Below are 18,657 nucleotides of genomic sequence, written 5' to 3'. Positions count from 1 at the left end.
GGTTCTCATGGCTTCGCGACTCAACCCCTATCTCGTCTTCGAAGGCGACGCCCGCCAGGCGCTGGAGTTCTACAAGGAGGTCTTCGGCGGCACGCTCGCGGTGGCCACCTACGCCGACCTCGGCGGCCAGTCGGGTACCTCCGACGCCGACAAGATCATGCACGGCATGCTGGAGACGCCGAGCGGGTTCACCCTGATGTGCGCGGACACCCCGCCCGGCGAGGAGTACAGCCGCGGCAACGCGTACTCGATCAGCCTGAGCGGTGAGGACGAGGCCGAACTGCGCGGCTACTGGGAGAAGTTGTCGGCCGACGGCACGGTGACGGTGCCGATCGAGAAGCAGATGTGGGGCGACGTCTTCGGCATGTGCCAGGACCGCTTCGGCACCGCCTGGATGGTCAACATCAGCGGGCAGCAGGGCTGAGCGATCAGCGCAGCGCGATGAGGCCGATCGCCGGCGCCGCGCACGCCAGGCCGGTCACCTGACGGCGGTTCAGGCGTTCCTTCAGGAACAGCAGGGCCAGGACGACGGGGACCGCCGGACAGAGGGACGACAGCACCGTGGCCACCGCCATGAGCTGCTCCCCTGGTCGACTCCAGGTACAGCACGATCGCCAGCGTGCCGACCGCCCCCGCCATCGCCGTCGCCGCCCACGACCGGCCCGGCAGGGTCAGTCCGCCGCCGTACGGGACCAGGACGGCGGCGATGACCACGACGGACACCACCCGGCTCAGCACCACCGGCCACAGCCCGCTCCCGGCGTCCACCTGGGCCATGGCCAGGAACTGCACCCCGAAGCCCACGCTCGCCACCAGAGCGCCGGGCACACCAGCGCCGACCGCGCCGCTGCGTCCGCCGTCCGGGCCCGGCGTCGAGTCCTGCGACACCAGCCACAACGCCGGGAGCACGGCGGCCATACCGATCCAGACGGGCGCGGCGGGCCGCTCCGCCAGGGCCGCCACGCCGACCAGTACGGGCAGTGCCACGGCGCCGACGTCGCTGACGGGGACGACGACGCTCATCGCCCCCCTGGGACATCGCCCGGTAGAGGAAGGTGACCCCGATGCCCGTGCCGACGCCGGACAGCGCGCCCCACCCGTGGTCGGCCCACGAGGCGGAGCCGGTGCCGAGGGCGGGCGCCAGCAGGCAGGCCGGCGCCGTCCCGCCCAACTGGGCGTGGAGCGCGACGGTCATGCCGTCGTGGCGCCGCGAGACCAGGCCGTTGACGAAGTGGGTGACGCCGAAGCAGAGCGCGGACAGCAGGGCGAGTGCCTCACCCATCGCCGGCGCCCCTCACCCGAACCCGGCTCCGGAACCGGCGCCGGGGCCGCGACCGGGCCGTGATCGACAAGGGCATGGGTATGCCCCTGCCCTCCTTCGCCCCGACGATGACGATCGGATGCACCGGATCCGGACCGTATGTCCTCGCCCCCTTCGGGTACAGCGTCTGAGAGGGTGACTTTCACCTGCCCGGAGCTTACTGAAAGTGATGTTTTCGTGACCCACCTCGTCGGCCCCGGCGACGATCAGGCGAAGGAATCGGGTGACGGTCCGCAGGCCGTCGCGCCCGAGATCGCCGATGCCGTGGAGCGCCTGACGAACCTGTGGTCGCTGGCGGCGCAGGGCGCGGTGCTGCGGCTGTCGCTGCATCAGCTACGGGCGCTGCGGGCGTTGGAGGTGGCGCCGGGGCTGAATCTCACCGGGCTCGCCGAGCGGCTGGACATAGGGCTTCCGACGGCCAGTCGGCTGTGCGACCGGCTGGAGGCGGCGGGTCTGCTGGAGCGGAAGCTGCATCCACACAAGCGGCGTGAGGTGCGGCTGAGTCTGACGGCCCACGGCAGGCATGTGCTCGACGACGTGGCCGAGCGGCGGGCGTGGGCACTGGGGGCGGCGCTGGCGGGGATGGAGCCCGACGAGCGGGAGGCACTCGGCCGGGGGCTGCGGGCGTTCCTGGCGACCCGGACGGACCGGGCACCGCTGCCGGGTGACGTGGCGTCCGACGGGTGAGACCGGCGCGCGGCCTCACGCGAACTCCGCCTTCCGGCACCCGTCGTCGAACTCCCGTCGTCCGCGCGGATGGCGTCGCGAGGCGGACGGGTGGCTTCGACGACAGTGCCTAGCGCGGCAGTGACCGGCCCGTGGCGTCGGCGTGGACGGCTCCCCGGTCCGCTCTCGGGGACGGCACGGGCACCGGGGACGGCGTGCGGGTGGTGTGGCACAGCAGCATGCAGACGTCGTCGTCGCGTTCGGAGTCGCGCAGCATCGGTGTGAGCAGGGACTCGGCGGAGGCGTCCAGGTCGCGCTCCAACTCCCTCCCGCTGAGCTCGGCCAGCGTCGCGGTGAGCCGGTCGATGCCGGGGTCGATGCCCAGGGCCCGCCGCTCGACCAGGCCGTCGGTGTACAGCGCGAGCGTCGAGCCGCGCGGCAGGTCGACGGAGTGCTCCTGGTACTCGTACGGGATGGGGACGCCCAGCATGATCCCCGGCTTGGCGTCCAAGGCCCTCACCTCGCCGCCGGGTTCGCGCACGACGAGGGGCGGGTGCCCGGCGGACGCCCAGACGAGGGCCGGGTCGCCGGGCCGGAAGCGGGCGACGACCGCCGTGGCGTACAGATCGGGCTGCTGGTGGCGGAGCATGTGGTGCAGCCGCGTGAGGATCCGGGCGGGGCCGTCGCCCTCGACTGCGTACGCGCGCAGGGCGGTGCGCAACTGGCCCATCATGACGGCCGCGCGCAGTCCGTGCCCCGTGACGTCTCCTATCACCGCGAGCAGGCTTCCGTCGGGCTGCGGGAAGGCGTCGTACCAGTCGCCGCCGATGTTGAGGCCACGCGTGGCGGGCAGATACCGGGCGGCCAGGGTGAGACCCTCGACCTCGGGCAGGTCGGTGAGCTGGGCGCGTTGCAGGGCCTCGGCGATGTCGCGGTGCTGTTCGTAACGGCGGGCGTGGTCCAGCGCGGTGCCGATCCGGCGGGCGAGTTCGACCAGCATCACGGAGGTGTCCGGGTCGAAGCGGGAGCCGGGCGCGGTCAGCGTCAGCACACCCAGCATGCGGTGCGCGGTGAGCGGGATGGACAGCAGCGGCCGGTCCGGCGCCAGCACGGAGGCGGGCAGATCGTCCACGCCGGACAGGCCGCCGGCGTGTCCCGCGGCGTGCTGGGGGCGGCCGGTGCGGGCGGCGGTCACGGCGGCGGCGGGGCGCGTACCGCCCCGAGGCACCTCCTCGTCGTCGAAGAGCCAGATGTCGACATCGAGGGCGTACTCGGGGACGAGGAGCTCGGGCAGCCGGCGCAGGATGGCGTCGTGGTCGAGCGAGGCGGTCACGACGGCGCTGGCGTCTGCGAGGAACGTCAGCAGCCGGCGCGCGCTCTCGGCCTCGGCGCGCGCGGCCCGTTCGGCGTCCAGCAGTTCCCGCTGGGCGAGGGCGGCGGCGTCCAGTTCGGCGTGCAGGGCCAGCACGCCCTGGTTGGTCTCGTGCAGCTCCTCGCGATGGAAGCGGACCAGGGCCTCCTTCTCGTCCAGTTTCTCCTGGAGGGCACCCTGCTGGCGGCGGAGTCCGGCCAGCTTGCATTGGAGGTCCTCCAGTTCCTCGCGGACTCCGTCCAGTTGGTCCACCAGCTCGCCCGCGTCCTCGTCGGCCGTGAGCAGCGCGGCGGCGAGGTCCGCGCCGTCGGTGGCCTTCCCTCCGGGGCGTGGGGGGCAGGTCAGGGTGAGCCGGTGCGTGGGCCGGCCGGTGGGGTGCACGTCGACCTGGAGCCGGTCGGCGTGCCGGGTGCTGAGGACGAGTTCCGCGCCGCCCTCGTCGAGGCAGAGCCGCAGCTGTGCGGTGAGGTCGGTCAGGAAGCGTGCGCGGTCCAGGGCCGGGGCGTGTTCGGTGAGCCGGGCCACGGCGCTGCGGGCCCGGGCGGCGTCGGCCGCCGAGCTGATGGTCCAGGTGTCAGGAGCGGCGGTCATGGGCGCGCGTCCGGCTGTCGGGGGCCAGTACGGCCACACTGGTGTCGTCGCGTACGGGGCGGGCGGCGCTGCTGGCGTCCCGCAGGATGGCGGCGGCCACCACCGCGGGATCGTGGTGCGCAAGGCCGGGGTCGCCGGGCGGGGTCCAGCGGCTGGGCAGTCCGTCGCTGTGCAGGACGAGCATGCTGTCGGGCCGCCAGGCCAGCTGCCGCTGGGGGACGGTGGCCGGGAAGTGCGAGCCGACGATGCCGGGGTGGGAGACGAGCGCCTGCCAGTCGCCGCCAGTGTGCAGACGGGCGCCGATGTTGCCGATGCCGGCGAAGCGGAGCTGGTCGGTGTCCAGGTCCAGCTGCGCTATGGCGACGGCGGCGCCCCGGGTGGGCCGCAGCGCGGTGTTGAGGTGCCGAAGGATCTCCATGGGCGGCAGATGCTCCGAGCGGCGCAGCTCCTCGACGGCGGCACCGGAGGCCTGGGCGGCCTTGGCGCCGTGGCCGAGCCCGTCGGCGAGCATCAGCGTCAGCAGCTTCCGGTTGCGGACCCAGCTCCAGGCGTCGCCGGAGTACTCGGCCTGCGCGAGGGAGATGTTCACACCGCCCACGCGCGGGCCGGACTCGGGCACCGCGTGCCGGGCCGCGGGCGTCCTGTCGATGCGGGCGATCGCCACGGTGCCCCGGCCGCGGACGCTGTGGAGGTCGAAGTCACTGGATATCCGCCGGCACGTGCCGAGGCCCGCGCCGAGGGAGGTGGTGGCGGTGGTGTGGCCGTCGCGCAGCGCGGCCTCGACGTCGGTGATGCCGGGCCCGTGGTCGAGGGAGACGAGCTGCACCGAGGGCACGGGCCGGTCCGCGGCGGGGCGTTCGACGAGATTGATCACGATACGGCCGCCGTCCGCGTGCTTGACGAGGTTCGTGGCGAGTTCGGTGGCCACGAGGGAGGCCACCGCGATGCGGTGCGGGTCGAGCCCGGCCCGGGCGCCGGCCGCCTCGGCGGCGACCCGGACGTCCCGGACCCGGGTGGAGTCGTGCACGGGGATGTCCCACACCCTGCTCATACGGTCCCCGGCCGGGCGGTGGGGAGTACGGAGCTCCAGGCGACGACGGTGACGGTGGTGCCGCGTCCGGGCTCGGTGTCGATGGCCAGTTCGTGGACGAGGCGTTTGGCCCCGCTGAGGCCGAGGCCCAGACCGCCGCCGGTGGTGTAGCCGTCGGTCATGGCACTCTCGACGTCCCGGATGCCGGGCCCGGCGTCGACGAACGACAGCCGCAGCCCGCGGTCCTGGCCGTTGTCCAGCGGGGTGATCTCCACATGTCCTCCGCCGCCGTGGACGAGGGTGTTGCGGGCCAGTTCGCTGGCCGCGGTGACCAGTTTGGTCAACTGCACCAGTCCGAACCCGAGTTCGGATCCGACCTGTCGCACCTGCTGCCGCACCCAGGCCAGATCGGCGTCCGATCCGATCTGCAGGGTGGTCGTGGCGGCCTGGCGGGAGGTCGGCGTCATGTGCGCCCTCCGCTCGCCGAGTGGCCGAGGAGTTCCAGCGCGCGCTCGGTGTCCAGCGCGGTGACCAGACCGGGCAGCGTGAGCCCCAGTTCGACCAGCGTGATCGCCACGGCGGGCCGCATGCCGGCCAGCACCGTACGGGCGGCCAGCAGACCGGCGCTGGAGGCGATCTCGGCGAGGACGCGGCCGAGGAAGGAGTCCACCATGTCCACGCCGGAGATGTCGATGACCACCCCGGTCACCCCGCTGCCCGCGATGCGCCGGGTGATGTCCTGCTGGAGCTGCTCGGCCATGCCGTCGTGCAACTCGCCCTGGAGACTGACGAGCAGGACATCCCCCAGTGTCAGTACGGGCACCGGGGCCGCCGGGTCGGCGAAGGCACTCACTGCGGGCTCGCTCCCGCCGCCGCGCGGGACGAGACCTCGGCGTCCTGCCGTGCGATGGCGTGGGCCAGCGCGTCGGCGAGGGTGGCACGGGTGAGCACGGAGCCGAGGTCGATACCGAGATGGACGATGGTCTGCGCGATGGCGGGCCGGATGCCGGAGACGATGCACTCGGCGCCCATCAGCCGGGCGGCGGCCACCGTCTTCATCAGGTGCTGGGCGACCAGCGAGTCGACGGTGGGCACACCGGTGATGTCGAGGATGGCGAACCGGGCGCGCTGGGCGACGATCGCGTCCAGCAGGTTCTCCATCACGACCTGGCTGCGCGCGCTGTCCAGGGTGCCGATCAGCGGCACGGCGACGGTCCCCTCCCACAACTTGACCACCGGGGTGGCCACTTCCAGCAGCTGCTGCCGCTGGCGTTCGATCAGCTCCTCGCCCGCGCTGAGCGCCCGCTCCATCACCACCAGCCGCAGCGTACCCATCAGCACGGTCAGCGCCAGCACGGCGCCGTCCGCCTGCCGATCGGCCGGGTCGGCGAAGCCCTCGCGCAGCAGGGCGACCACCGGTTCGCGCAGCGCGGCCACCTCTTCGGCGATCTGCGCCGGGGTCAGTCCGGTACGGGCCCGGGAGGAGGCCATCCGCCCCAGCTGGTCGCGCACGCCTTCGAAGCCGGGCGCCGCGATGTCCTCCAGCCGGCCGGATCCGGCGACCGCGGACAGGGCGTCGACCACGGCCTTGCCGGCTTCCACCGCCTCGTCGCGCGAAACGGTGAAGACCGTACGGAACAGGGCGGCGTCGGCCCAGCGCTGGGCGATCTGTTCCCGGGAACGGTCGAGGAAGGCGGCTACCTGCCGCGCGGCCGACTCGTCCGCCGCGTCGTGCTCCTGCACCTGCATCGTCTCCTTCTCCACAGGCTCCTGCGGCCTGGCGGGCGGCCCAACTTCAGCCTTTAATTGCCGTATGACAAACATTAGCCCCGGGGGCGCGGCGCGAACAACACGCGATCCCCTTACCCGGGCGGTGCCTTCGTGTGCCCCTGGTCATCGTCCGTGCCAGTCCAGACACACCACGAGGGCGTCGTCGTCCGGGGCCGGCCGGCCGCGATGGCCGGTCAGCTCGTGGAGGATGGCGCGCGGCACCTCGGCCGCGGGAAGCAGACGGGTGGCCAGGATCGCCCGCGCGAGCGCGGCGTCCCCGTACACCTCTCCGCCCGGCGAGGCCACGTCGTAGACCCCGTCGCTCACGAAGACGAGACGGTCGCCGGGCTCGGCCTGGAACTCCTGCGCCACGTAGTCGGTCTCCTCGAACATGCCCAGCGGAAGCTGGGCCTCGAAGGTGACTCGTTCGACCGTGCCGCCGCGCATCCGCAGCAGCTGCGGGGAGCCGGCGTCCACCGCCCGGGCGCGCCCGGTGGCGAGCTCGAAGTCGAGCATCAGCACCGAGAGATAACTGCGGCCCCGGTAGTGGGCGTAGACCGCCTGGTCGGCGAGCGCGGCCTGGTCGGCGATGGGGATGCCGGCCCGCCGCGCGTTGCGCAGCGCGTTGATCGCGAGGTTCGTCAGCAGGGAGGCCTCTATGCCCTCGCCCATGCCGTTGGTGACGTACAGCGTCAGCCGGTCGGCCGTCGCTGACCAGTCGAAGTTGTCCCCGAAGATGGCGTAGGCGGGCTCCAGTTGGGCCCCCAGCTCGTACTCGCGCCGGGCGCAGGAGCGCCCGGGCAGCAGATGCCACTGCATCTCGGCGGCGAGCGTGAGCCGGTCCCTGCGGCGGGCCTGGAGATAGACGTCGGTGTCCCGCTCGGCCACGACCACCTCGTGCCCGAGCACCTCCGCGATCTCCGTCAGCTCGCCCAGGCACTCCTTCACCTGCTCGTCGTCGGGCAGCGTCACCGAGAGCACGCCGAGCCGGTCGCCGCGGACGGTGACCGGCAGATGCGCGCGGACCACTCCGTCCCGCGTGTCCTCCAGGAAGGGCTCCTGGGCCCCGAAGGCCCGGCCCGCGGGGCTGTTGTGGACCGACACCGGCTCCAGTGTGTGCGGCAGCACGGAGACCGGCTGCAGCACGGTCAGGCCGTAGTCGGCCATGTAGAGCTCGACGGACTCCGCCGCGTACTGCTCGACCAGTACGCGGCGGACAGCGTCGAGCAACTCATGGGGTGCCGCCGTGCGCAACGCGCGCTCAGCGGCCACAAATCTGTTCACGATGTTCAACACACCAATCCTTCGCCGAACGCCTACGGGCCTCACGCGGGCGCCGAAGCCGCCCGGACCGCCCGCATCGGTCGTCCAGGGCATCTCCGGCCGGCTGCCGCGCCTAGTACGCTGACGGGCATCCCCGTGCCTGCGAGAGTGTGCCTGTGACTGCCTTCCGCCCCCGCCCCGAGCCGAACGAGGTCGCCGCGCGCGTGACCGCCACGGCCGCGGAGTTGCTGGAGGTCCTATGGGGCCGGGCGTCCACCGCGCCCGCGTCCGCCTCCCAGCTGCGCGTGATGCTCATCCTCGAACACCACGAGGGCATCAACCTGCGCACCCTCGCCGACTCGCTGGCCTCCACACCGCCGTCCACCAGCCGCCTGTGCGACCGGCTGCAGGCGGCCGGGTTCGTCGAGCGGGTGGTGAGCCCGGCCGACCGGCGCGAGGTACGGCTGTATCTCAGCGGCCGGGGGCGTGCCTTCCTGTCCGATCTGCGCGCGCGCAGGGAACGGGCGTTGCAGTCGGTACTGGACCAGATGCCCGCCGCCCACCGGGTCGCGCTGGTGCAGGGGCTGGAGGCGTTCTGCGACGCGGCCTCGGCGCGGATACACGACGAGGACGCGGACATCCCCCGCGGCCGGACCGCCTGAACCCGCCGGACCGCCTGAACCCGCCGCCCCGCCGGGGACTTCCGCGCCCTGTCGCGCCGGCGCCCGCCGCCGGGCGCCCTCCGTTCACCGGAACACATTCCTGACCCTTCCCCGTGCCCCGTCACGACACGGTTACCTTCTTGCCTCGCGGCATAGTTGTCAAACGACAACTGTTGGCTGAGCCGCCGTTTCGTATCGGGTACCCCGAGTGGCGACGACCTGCGCAATTGTGGTCAAGGTCTCGAATGAACGCCCCATTTCACGAGGCGGGGCCGCGGGGCCGGGCAATCCGGCACCGACAGGAGTTTCCTCAGGTGGTGCCCGGCCGGATCGCCCCGCGCACCGCGTACGCCACCGCTCCCACGGCCAGCACCGCGGTCCCGGAGATCACCGAGGAGAGCGGCAAGGCGAACGCCAGCACGAGACAACCGGCCAGCCCGGCAACGGGGACGGCGGGGTGGGGGCGGCCCTCGTCCGGCGCGAGGGTCCAGGCCGACGCGTTGGCGACGGCGTAGTACGCCAGGACGCCGAACGAGGAGAACCCGATCGCGCCGCGTACGTCCGCGGTCGCCGCGACCACCGCGACCACAGCTCCGACGGCGAGTTCGGCGCAGTGCGGCACCTTGAACCTCGGGTGGACCGTGGCGAGGGCGTGCGGCAGATGCCGGTCACGGGCCATCGCGAGGGTGGTGCGCGAGACCCCGAGGATCAGCGCCAGCAGCGAGCCGAGCGCGGCCACCGCGGCGCCGGTCCGGACGACCGGCGCCAGCCAGCCCGCACCGGCCGCCCGGGCGGCGTCCGACAGCGGGGCGGCCGCCTGCGCGAGGCCGGCCGGGCCGAGGACGGTCAGGACCGCGACGGCGACCAAGGCGTAGACGGCCAGGGTGATGCCGAGCGCGAGCGGGACGGCACGGGGGATCGTGCGTTCCGGGTCCCGGACCTCCTCCCCGAGGGTGGCGATCCGGGCGTACCCGGCGAAGGCGAAGAACAGCAGGCCCGCCGCCTGGAGCACGCCGCCGAAGGTCGCGTCGTCGCCGAGGCCCAGCCGGGCCGCGTCCGCCGCGCCGGAAGTGAGGGCGGCCACCACGACCGCGGCCAGCACCGCCAGCGCCACGGCGACGATCACGCGGGTCAGCCAGGCGGACTTCTGCACGCCCGCGTAGTTCACTGCGGTGAGCGCCACGACCGCCGCGACCGCCACCGCGTGCGCCTGCCCCGGCCAGACGTACGCGCCGACCGTCAGGGCCATCGCCGCGCAGGAGGCGGTCTTGCCGACCACGAAGGCCCATCCGGCCAGGTAGCCCCAGAAGTCGCCGAGCCGCTCACGGCCGTAGACGTAGGTGCCGCCCGAGGCGGGGTAGCGGGCGGCGAGGCGGGCCGAGGAGGTGGCGTTGCAGTAGGCGACGACCGCGGCCAGGGCGAGGCCGAGCAGCAGCCCGGAGCCCGCGGCCTGCGCGGCGGGGGCGAGCGCGGCGAAGATCCCGGCGCCGATCATCGAGCCCAGCCCGATCACCACGGCGTCCGGCACGCCCAGCCGGCGGTCCAGCTCGTCCGGCGTCCGGGCGGTGTTCGACGGCTCGCTCAAGGCCACTCCTTCGACGGCGGCCCAGTGACCGCCCGATTTCGGCCGACGATACGCGAGGAGGGTTGCGGGTTCGTGAATGCCTTCGGTCAGCCGGACGCGGGCATCCGGGGTGGGGAGGGCGGTGGGGCTGGCGTGCTCGTGTGCCGGCGTGCTGCCTAGGATGAGCGTCGTGAGCAGTGCCGCGCAGCCCCGCAGGCGTCGCCCCGCCGGGCGCGGTGTGCTGCTGCTGATGCTGGTCGTGCTGGCCGGGCTGCTGGCCATGCACGGACTGGCGCCCGGCAACACGACTGCCGCCGGCGCGCGCACGCCGGTCACGCACGCCGACTCGTCGGACCGACCCGCGCCGTCCGCCCACACCGACGTACTGTCGCGCACCGCATCGTCCGGGCACACCGACGTGCCGTCGCGCACCGCATCGTCCGCCCACACCGACGTGCCGTCGCGCACCGCATCGTCCGCCCACACCGACGTGCCGTCGCGCACCGCATCGTCCGGGCACACCGACGCGTCGCAACCCAGGCACACGCCCGGCGCCCACGCGCCCGGACCGGACTGCGCCCACGCCACCGAGGACGGCGTCCCCGGTCACGTCGAGCACGCCGACGCCGGCTGCTCGGCCGGTGGCATCGGTACGTCGTACGTCCCGCCCCTGCTCGCCCCCGCCCTGGAGGCGGTCCCGGCCGGGCTGCTCGCCTCGCCCGGCGCGGCGACGGCGGCGACGGAAGGCGGGCGGGCGCCGCCCGACCTGGCGGAACTCCAACTCCTGCGGATCTAGAGGCACCCGCACGGCATCCCCGGCTCCCGGACGTCCGGCCAGGCAGGGATGCCGTGCTCGGGCACGTCTCCAGTCACCGACGCGCGCGCCATGCCGGCGTGCGCTCAAAGGAGTTCCGAACCATGACCACACAGCGCACCTTCACGCGCCGTGCCGCCGCCGCGGCGGGCGTCGCCGTGGCCGTCGCCGTCCTGTCCGCCTGCGGCTCCGCCACGCACGACGGCCACACCGCGCCCTCCGCCGGCACCCGCACCGGCACCACGGGCGACGCCCCGGCGTCGCCCGGCCGCCACAACGCCGCCGACGTCTCCTTCGCCCAGGGGATGATCGCGCACCACCGTCAAGCCGTGGAGATGGCCGCTCTGGCCGCCACCCGCGCCACTTCGCCGCAGGTCAAGAGCCTCGCCACGGAGATCGAGGAGGCGCAGGAACCGGAGATCAGGACGATGTCCGGGTGGCTGGCCGCGTGGGGCGAGCCGGTTCCGGGCGCGGGCGGCCCGGCGGAGCACGGCGACCACACGACGGCCGGGATGATGACCGGCCGGGAACTGGAGGACCTGGAGAATTCCTCTGGGAGGGCCTTCGACAGGGCGTTCCTGACCTTGATGGTCGAACACCACGAGGGCGCGGTCGAGATGGCCCGGCGCGAGATCGGGAACGGCGCCTGCCGGCCCGCGAAGGATCTGGCCCGCGACGTGGTCACGGCCCAGTCCGAGGAGATCACCAGGATGAACAGGATGCTCGGACAGCGGTAGCCAGGAAGGTGGGCGCGCGTGCGCACGCGCGCCCACCGCCGCGCCGCCCGAGGGCACGGCCCGATCACGGCGACCGCTGGGCGGACGGTGAGGGACCGCTGGGGGCGGACCGGGTCCGGCCGTCATCCCGGAACACGTCGTTCGGCGTGCCGACCTCGGTGACGGCACACCCGACCATCGTGCTCAGCGACTGACCGCGGTGATCGACGTCGCTGTTGGATCGCCGAGGTCGGAGATCATGGCGCCGGCCGCCCAGGGCGGCAGCGAGGTCTGCCCGAGCCGCAGCGGCCCGAACACGTGCTGCCCGAGTCAACGGGTGCGCGAAGGCGTGGTCGAGGAGCTGGCGCGGGTTGCACGACCGCTCGAGCAGGGTGTTGCGTGGGTGGCCGAGCGGGTAGGGGCGGGCGCCGTCACCGGGTTTTCCGGAGATTTCCGGACGGCTCCCGATCCGGGCCGTACAGCGGGAGACTGGCGGCGTGTCAGATCTGCGAACTGCTGTGGACGTCATGCTGGTGCGCTGCGACGCGGCGTGGAACCCGGCCGTCGAGCGGTACGTGGCCGAGGCCGGCGAGGACCCGTCCAGCTGGCTGCGGCCCGCGGCGGGGCTGTTGCGCGCCTCCTGGGGCGAGGGCGGCCGGCCGTGCGCCCTGGCCGCCGCGGCGCTGACCGAGTACGCCCTCGACATCGGCGCGCGGGACCATCCGCAGCGCCCGCGCTGGGTGTTGCACCTGTGGCTGGCGGAGCGGACCCTCGCGCAGCGGTTCGGCGACCACCGGTTGTCGGACGACGTCCATCTCCACCTCGCCGCCCAGACCCAGGACCGGGCGCCCGACGATCCGGTGAGGGTCGCGGCGACCTGGCTGGAGGAGCCGCTGCCTCGGCACTTCGAACCGCCCCGGCCCTCGGAGCGGCACGCGGCGCGGCTGGCCGCCGAGCTGCCTGCGGACGACCTGGTCCGGCCCAGCCTGCTGGCACGGCTCGCGCAGGCCGCGGCGTTCCGGCACGAGTCGGGCGACGAGGCGTCCCTGGACGACGCCGAGCGCTGGGCGTACGCCGCGTTCGAGGCGGTGGGCCCGGACCATGTGGAGGCGGGCATGGTGTGCCGTACCGCCGTCCACGCCTCGCTGACCCGGTACCGCTCGCGGCCGCTCGACGACGAGGCCGTCGAGCGCGCGTTACGGGCCGGCCGGATGTCTTTGCGGGCGGTCGAGCACGCCCGCACGCACGGCACCCACGAACAGGACGGCGACCGTGCCGCGGCACACCTGTTCTTCTCGCTCGCACTCACCGCGTCCCTGTTCCGCACCATGGACGAGGAGACGGTCGAGGAGGCCATCGGGCAGCTGGAGGAGTTCCGGGTCCACGCCCCGCCGGACGACATGGGTGTCTACGCCGCCAACATGGCCTCGCTGCTCACGGTCCGGGCCTTCCTCACCTGGTCCCGCGCGGACGTGCAGCGCTCCGACGAACTGTGGGCCGCGCTCCAGCGGGACCTGCCCCCGCTCCACCCCCTGCTCCCGCACATCGAGCAGAAGCGCGCGGCCTGCGCCGAACTGGCGCGGATGATGCGCGTGATGCCGTTCAACGGGGCCGCACTGGTGCGCATGGCACGCCCGTTGATGGAACCGCTGCTGCGCGGGGTCCAGGTGCCGCCGGTGCGGATGTACGCGCCGCCGGAGCGTCCCGGCCGTCGCTCGCCGGGCCCCGGACCGGCGGACTTCGCCGCGCATCTGGGCGGCTCGCCTCCGACCACGCCGGGCCACTTCGCCCCGCCCACCGCCCCGCCCGTCGCCGAGTGGCCGCCCGGTCCCCCGGTGGACGCCGGGCTCGAGGTGCCGGCCACCGTCGAGGACATCGCCGAACTGCCTCCGCAGGCCGCGGCCGTGAAGCGCGCGCTGCACGGGGCGGGCGCCACCGACCCGCGCCGGCTGGCACTCGCCGAGGTGGAGCTGCGGGAGCTGCTAGCCGGACCGCTGACCGACGGCCGTCGCGCCTGGGTCGCCTCGGTGCTGGTGTACGTGATCGCCGCCCGGTACCCCTTCGACTCCGATCCCGAGGTTCTCGCGGCGGCCGTACGCTGCGGCGACGAACAACTCGCCAAGGTGCCGCCCACCTGTGCCCGCTATCTCGACCTGCTGGTGGCGGTGGAGATGCGCCGTCAGGCCTACGGCTTCCTGCACCGCGACGTGGCTACGGTCGGCCGGGCCTGCGACGCGCTGCGCTGGGCGGTCGGCCGGGTCCCGGAGGGCTCCACCAGCTGGCTGGGTTGTGCCATTCCCTACGCCCAGGCGCTGGCGTCCGTCTCCGCGATGCGCCGCGACCCGGAGGGCACGCGGGAGGCGCTGCGGATCACGGAGGTGGCGGGCCGGGCACTGGAGGACCTGCCGCGGGCACCGGAGTGGGGGCCCGAACTGGCCGCCCTGCGCGAGCAGTTGCGCCCCGCGCTGGCCCAGGTCCGGGAACTGGTCCGGGTCGCCGACGACGACGTGGTCGGCGACCGGTACGGCGGGGAACGACCCTCGGTGTGGGACCCGGAGGCCGAGCGGACACTGCCGCCCCTGGCGCGGTTCGAGAACGCGCGCACCGCGCTGAACAGCGCGCTGGGGCGCCGCGACTGGGCCCGCGCGACGGACGCGGCCGGGGTCGCGCTGGAGATGCTGCCCCAGATCGCCTCGCAGGCGCTGCACCGGGACGACCGACAGGCCGTCCTGCGCTCCGCGCTGCTCGGCCGCCGCTACCCCGCGCCGGCCGGCGCCCGCCGCGCCGCCGACCTCCCCGACCAGCCGGCCGGTACGAGCCTGGCGCGCACCGCGTGCGCGGTGGCGCTCGCCGCGGGCCGTACGGAGCGGGCGGCGGCGCTGCTGGAGCAGGGCCGGGCCGTGCTGATGGGCCAGGACATCCAGGCGCGTACCGACGTCTCCGACCTGGCCGCGGCCCACCCGGAGGCGGCCCGCGCGTTCACCGAACTCGGACAGCGGCTGCGGGAGTCGGAGACCCGGGCCGCGTCCGGTCCGGACGACGCCGGGCGGATCGGCGCGCAGCACGCGGCGACGGAGGAGTGGCGGCAACTGCTCGAACAGATCCGCAAACTCGACGGGTTCGCGGACTTCCTCCTGCCGCCGGCCGCCGCGGACATGCGGGCCGAGGCCTCCGAGGGGCCGATCGTCCTGGTCAACGTGGACCGGCTGCGCTCGGACGCGCTGGTCGTCACCGCCGAGGAGATCAGGACGGTACGACTCGACATCACCGAGGGACTCGTCGCACGGCACGCCCGCCGGTTCCTCACCGCCGTCGCCGTGGGCCTCGACGCCCCGCGCGGCCGGCGGGCGGAGGCCGCCGAGACCGTGTTCGGCGTGCTGGAGTGGCTCTGGGACTCGATCGCGGAGCCGGTGCTGGAATCGGCCGGTCTCACCGAGCCGATCCCCGACGGCACACCCCGCGACGCGGTGCCCCGGCTGTGGTGGTCGGCCTCGGGGCCACTGGCCCATCTGCCGTTGCACGCCGCCGGCTACCAGCGCAAGGAGGCGCTCGCCGGCCGGCGGTCGGTGCTGGACCGGGTGGCCTCGTCGTACACGCCGAGCATCAGGGCGCTGCGCCACGCCCGGCAGGCCCCGGCGGCGGGCGGCGGCGCCGGGCCCCACCTGGCGGTGCGCCGGCCGACCGGCGTGGACGGCGGGGAGGGGGCGTCCCTGGACGAGGTGGCCGCCATGGCCCGCACCCTGTCCGGGCTGCGCCGCCTGGAGGGCGGGGACGCGACGGTCGAACGGGTGCTGGCCGCGCTGTCCTCGGCGGCGACCGTGCACTTCGCCTGTCACGGCGTCAGCGACCCCGAGGACCCGTCACGAAGCCGGCTGGAACTGGCCGACGGGCCGCTCGGTGTGCTGGACGTGTCGCGCCGGCAGCTGCCGCGCGCCCAGCTCGCCGTACTGCTGGCCTGTCACACCGCGCGCACCGACCGCCTCCCGGACGAGGCCATCCATCTGACGTCGGCGTTCCAGACCGCCGGCTACCCCCAGGTGGTCGGAGCCCTGTGGGAGGCGCCCGACCTGGTGTCGGTCCGGCTGACGGAACGTCTCTACCGCTCGCTGCGCGGCTACGGCGCCGGCCTCGACGTCACCGACACCGCCCGGGCCGTGCACGGGATCGTCCGCGAACTGCGGGCGGGCTACGCGAAGGCACCGGCCGTGTGGGCGCCCTACGTCCACACGGGGCGCTGAGGCCCGGCCGGTGGCAGAGGAAAGGAAGACAGCATGAGCACAGGGGCCCGGACGGCCTTGATCGACCCCGAGGCGGCGGGCGCGGCGCTGCGGGCGCTGCGCGCGGTCCAGGAGTGGCGGCTGCCGCCCGAGGCGTGGGAGGAGGTCGGCGAGCTGCTCGCCGAACTGGGGACCGCGGTCGACGCGGGCGACACCGGCACGGTCGACGAGCTGATGAGGGAGCTGGAGATCTCCGGCGGCCGGCGCGTCACGCGCATCGGTGCCGGCCCGGACGGGACGGCGCCGCAGGACGACGGGAAGGTGCCGGTGCCGGAACCCGTGCGGGAGCGCGTCGTGGCGCTGATCCACTCCGTCGACCCGGAGCCGGGGCCCGGCGGCGCGCAACCCGCCCGGCCGGGCACGGATCGGGGCTGACAACGCGCGGAGCACAGCTGGCGGGACGGCGGGGCGGTGAGGGGGACGATGGTCTCGGTACTCGGCAACATCGCGGTCGGTCTGCTGACCAGTCTGCTCGGCGTCGGCCTGGGCGCGGCCTGGGAGCGATGGCGCCGCACCCGGGCCCTGAACCGCATGGCCGGGTTCTTCGGCGTCCGGCCGGGCGAGCAGTGCGTCATCGTCTCCGGCAGCAGGCACGGCATGCCCGGCGCGGTCCAGCAGCGGGACCTGCGGGCCGTGGTCGACCTGGCCGTGCTGCTCAGCGGGCTGGGCTGCGCGGTGACGGTGGAGTCCGGCGATCTGCGGGGCGGCAACGGCGACCGTACGGAGTTCTGTGTCGGTGGGCCGGTCGGGGGCGCAAATCCCCGCACCGGCGGTCATCTGGCCGCGTATCTGCCAGGGGTGACGATCCATCCGTACGGCGACCGGCCCGACTCCGTGGCGATCACCGTCGGGGACGAGCACTACTACTTCGACCGGGGGAACCAGGAGTACGCCGTGGTCGCCAGGTTCACGCCTCCGGAGTCGAGCCGGCCCGTGGTGCTCGTGTGCGGGCAGAGTTCGGTGGCGAACCAGGCCGCGGTGCACTTCCTGCGCCGTGAACACGCTGCGGTGGCCCGGACGGTGGCCTCCCTCGACCGGTACTGCCTGCTGGTCAAGGTCTCCGACATCGGCGTGTACACCTTCCACCGCTCGGTGCTCGAACGGGACATCTCGGCGGACGCCTTCGCGCCCGCCTGAGCACGCCGGCCGGTGGGCACCCGGAGCGATCCGGGCGCCCACCGGCCGGGCGTATCCCCCTTCTCGGGCGGTCTCAGATCCCCGTGTGCTCCAGGGACGGGTCGACGTGCGACAGGTCGTCGACGAACCGGCGGATCTTCCGGTTCGCCTTGATGCCGAAGGACGCCAGGTTGCGGCCGACGCCGAGGGCGATCTCGCGGTGCCCGCCCCGGTCCCACATGTACATGTGGACGGCGGACTTCTGGATCTCCGCCCCCCGGCCGCCGAGCAGCGCCATCACGGCGAAGTCCGGCTTGTCCTGGTGCAGTTGTTCGAAGACCGACGCTCTGGGCTCCTCGAAGGTGGTTCCGGCGCCGGTGATGTGCTCACTCCACCAGCTCACCCGCATCGCCCTGCGAAAGACGTCGGCGGCTTCCGCCATCGACGCCTGGGTCGTTATCTCCACCGGCGGCTTGGCCATGGTTACCTGCTCTCCCTGTACTCGTACGGTTCACCTGTGCTGTGGCTCTGTGTGCTGTGTGTGCTCCGGCTGTTCCGGAGGGCTGCTCGCCGAAGCGGTACGGCGGGCGCTCCCGCCCTCATAGGCGGGCCGGCGGCAGCGGTATGAACGGCAGCAGTTCGTCGGCGACCCAGTGGACCGGCGTCTGGAAGGCCTCGCCGATGCGCGTGTAGAGGCCGTGCAGGGTCTCGGCGGCCGACCAGTCGAACTGGCTGCAGGTCGGGTCGCCCTCGCCGGCCGGCGCGTCGACGACGGCCACGAACCCACCGCCCGGCGCGGCGCGCACGTACAGGACGTTGGACTCCGGCGCCGCGGTCATCCGTGCGATCCGGCGCGTCTCACCCGGTGCGAGAGGGGTGACCCGGGCCTCCTCGAGCGTCGGCGCCGGCCGTCCGACCAGCCAGGGCTCGTCGCGGTGCCGCTGCCAGAACCGCCGGTCGTCCGCGGAGAGCCGGCTGTCGGGCACGCCGTTCGCCCGGAGGAACTCCAGCGCGCCCATCCGTACGGCGTCGTAGGTGGAGCTGGTGAAGTCGGAGCCGAGCAGGTTCCACACCGTGCGGGCCGCGCCGAACAGCGCGAATCCCCCGGCCGGCAGCACGGCGTCGGCGAGCGCGCGGGCGAACCCGTGCGGATCGGCCTGCGCCAACTCCAGGAAGGGCTGCTGGAGTTCGGCCCACACGTCGGAGGCGTCGATGTCGCTGCCGACGGGGTCGAACTCGAAGCGGCCGAACTTCTCCATCCTCGGCACCGCGTCGGCCGGCAGCCGCGCCGAGCGGGGCATCCTGGGCAACTGGGGCATCTTCTCTCCCGGCACAAGAGCAGGAACCGGCCGATGCGGATGCGTTCCGGCCGGGCGGATCCTGTGTAACAACGCCGGGCCGGGCCCCTCAACGATTCCCCGAGGAGCCGGACGATCCCCGGAAAACCGGGACGACCGGTGGGCAAGCACGCGAGACGGGACGAGCCGTCCGCCCG

General features: G+C 73.8%; 19 protein-coding genes. 9 read left to right on the top strand and 10 right to left on the bottom strand.

Translation table 11 applies throughout. From position 1 onward, the window contains the following. Positions 1–7 precede the first annotated feature (7 nt). Complete coding sequence (locus ACFV6X_RS23740) at positions 8–424, top strand: VOC family protein (protein WP_385386498.1); 417 nt, start codon at positions 8–10, stop codon at positions 422–424. A 4-nt stretch (positions 425–428) separates the two neighbouring features. On the opposite strand, the gene ACFV6X_RS23735 is transcribed toward ACFV6X_RS23740, so the two are convergent. Then, positions 429–575: an EamA family transporter gene (locus ACFV6X_RS23735; protein WP_385386496.1), complete on the bottom strand. Its 147-nt coding sequence runs from the start codon at positions 573–575 to the stop codon at positions 429–431. Positions 576–619: 44 nt separating this feature from the next. Between ACFV6X_RS23735 and ACFV6X_RS23730 the strand changes: the two genes are divergently transcribed. Together ACFV6X_RS23730 and ACFV6X_RS23725 are read left to right on the top strand one after the other, a co-directional pair. Further along, positions 620–1,345, top strand: coding sequence for a hypothetical protein (locus ACFV6X_RS23730; protein ID WP_385386494.1), 726 nt, complete (start codon positions 620–622; stop codon positions 1,343–1,345). Positions 1,346–1,498: 153 nt separating this feature from the next. Further along, positions 1,499–2,008, top strand: coding sequence for a MarR family winged helix-turn-helix transcriptional regulator (locus ACFV6X_RS23725; protein ID WP_385386492.1), 510 nt, complete (start codon positions 1,499–1,501; stop codon positions 2,006–2,008). Between the two features lie 109 nt (positions 2,009–2,117). Here ACFV6X_RS23725 and ACFV6X_RS23720 read toward each other — a convergent pair whose 3' ends face one another. From ACFV6X_RS23720 to ACFV6X_RS23695, 6 genes are all read right to left on the bottom strand, one after another. Beyond that, entirely contained in the window at positions 2,118–3,950 is a 1,833-nt protein-coding gene (locus ACFV6X_RS23720; protein WP_385386490.1) for a SpoIIE family protein phosphatase, read from the bottom strand. Next, entirely contained in the window at positions 3,934–5,001 is a 1,068-nt protein-coding gene (locus tag ACFV6X_RS23715; RefSeq protein ID WP_385386488.1) for a SpoIIE family protein phosphatase, read from the bottom strand. The genes ACFV6X_RS23720 and ACFV6X_RS23715 overlap by 17 nt, the downstream gene beginning before the upstream one ends. Further along, a complete protein-coding gene (locus ACFV6X_RS23710) occupies positions 4,998–5,447 on the bottom strand; it encodes an ATP-binding protein (RefSeq protein ID WP_385386486.1) in 450 nt (149 codons plus the stop codon). Before ACFV6X_RS23710 ends, ACFV6X_RS23715 begins: the two co-directional genes overlap by 4 nt. Next, complete coding sequence (locus ACFV6X_RS23705) at positions 5,444–5,833, bottom strand: STAS domain-containing protein (protein ID WP_385386484.1); 390 nt, start codon at positions 5,831–5,833, stop codon at positions 5,444–5,446. The genes ACFV6X_RS23710 and ACFV6X_RS23705 overlap by 4 nt, the downstream gene beginning before the upstream one ends. Continuing rightward, a complete protein-coding gene (locus ACFV6X_RS23700; RefSeq protein ID WP_385386556.1) occupies positions 5,830–6,729 on the bottom strand; it encodes an STAS domain-containing protein in 900 nt (299 codons plus the stop codon). The genes ACFV6X_RS23705 and ACFV6X_RS23700 overlap by 4 nt, the downstream gene beginning before the upstream one ends. Before the next feature lie 144 nt (positions 6,730–6,873). Then, positions 6,874–8,034, bottom strand: a complete 1,161-nt coding sequence (locus ACFV6X_RS23695; protein WP_385386554.1) for a PP2C family protein-serine/threonine phosphatase — start codon at positions 8,032–8,034, stop codon at positions 6,874–6,876. A gap of 149 nt (positions 8,035–8,183) precedes the next feature. Between ACFV6X_RS23695 and ACFV6X_RS23690 the strand changes: the two genes are divergently transcribed. Then, complete coding sequence (locus ACFV6X_RS23690) at positions 8,184–8,675, top strand: MarR family transcriptional regulator (RefSeq protein ID WP_365452662.1); 492 nt, start codon at positions 8,184–8,186, stop codon at positions 8,673–8,675. A 310-nt stretch (positions 8,676–8,985) separates the two neighbouring features. On the opposite strand, the gene ACFV6X_RS23685 is transcribed toward ACFV6X_RS23690, so the two are convergent. Beyond that, on the bottom strand, positions 8,986–10,260 hold the full coding sequence (locus ACFV6X_RS23685; RefSeq protein WP_385386482.1) for an APC family permease: 1,275 nt from the start codon (positions 10,258–10,260) through the stop codon (positions 8,986–8,988). 169 nt (positions 10,261–10,429) lie between these two features. On the opposite strand from ACFV6X_RS23685, the gene ACFV6X_RS23680 reads away from it, so the two are divergent. The 5 genes from ACFV6X_RS23680 to ACFV6X_RS23660 all read left to right on the top strand — a co-directional run bounded on the left by ACFV6X_RS23680 (position 10,430) and on the right by ACFV6X_RS23660 (position 17,183). Continuing rightward, positions 10,430–11,035, top strand: coding sequence for a DUF6153 family protein (locus ACFV6X_RS23680; RefSeq protein WP_385386480.1), 606 nt, complete (start codon positions 10,430–10,432; stop codon positions 11,033–11,035). A gap of 122 nt (positions 11,036–11,157) precedes the next feature. After that, positions 11,158–11,790, top strand: coding sequence for a DUF305 domain-containing protein (locus ACFV6X_RS23675; RefSeq protein WP_385386478.1), 633 nt, complete (start codon positions 11,158–11,160; stop codon positions 11,788–11,790). Between the two features lie 476 nt (positions 11,791–12,266). Beyond that, positions 12,267–16,007, top strand: a complete 3,741-nt coding sequence (locus ACFV6X_RS23670) for a CHAT domain-containing protein (RefSeq protein ID WP_385386476.1) — start codon at positions 12,267–12,269, stop codon at positions 16,005–16,007. A 33-nt stretch (positions 16,008–16,040) separates the two neighbouring features. Continuing rightward, entirely contained in the window at positions 16,041–16,421 is a 381-nt protein-coding gene (locus ACFV6X_RS23665; RefSeq protein ID WP_385386475.1) for a CATRA system-associated protein, read from the top strand. A 48-nt stretch (positions 16,422–16,469) separates the two neighbouring features. Next, a complete protein-coding gene (locus tag ACFV6X_RS23660; RefSeq protein WP_385386474.1) occupies positions 16,470–17,183 on the top strand; it encodes a hypothetical protein in 714 nt (237 codons plus the stop codon). Positions 17,184–17,256: 73 nt separating this feature from the next. On the opposite strand, the gene ACFV6X_RS23655 is transcribed toward ACFV6X_RS23660, so the two are convergent. Next, a complete protein-coding gene (locus tag ACFV6X_RS23655; protein ID WP_385386472.1) occupies positions 17,257–17,643 on the bottom strand; it encodes a hypothetical protein in 387 nt (128 codons plus the stop codon). Between the two features lie 118 nt (positions 17,644–17,761). Continuing rightward, positions 17,762–18,481: a hypothetical protein gene (locus ACFV6X_RS23650; protein WP_385386470.1), complete on the bottom strand. Its 720-nt coding sequence runs from the start codon at positions 18,479–18,481 to the stop codon at positions 17,762–17,764. Positions 18,482–18,657 lie beyond the last annotated feature (176 nt).

Origin of the sequence: Streptomyces sp. NPDC059861 (assembly GCF_042731435.1) — a bacterium.
Classification (GTDB): Bacteria; Actinomycetota; Actinomycetes; order Streptomycetales; family Streptomycetaceae; genus Streptomyces.
Note: the sequence above shows the minus strand (reverse complement) of the source record. Positions and strands in the feature narration are given on the sequence as shown.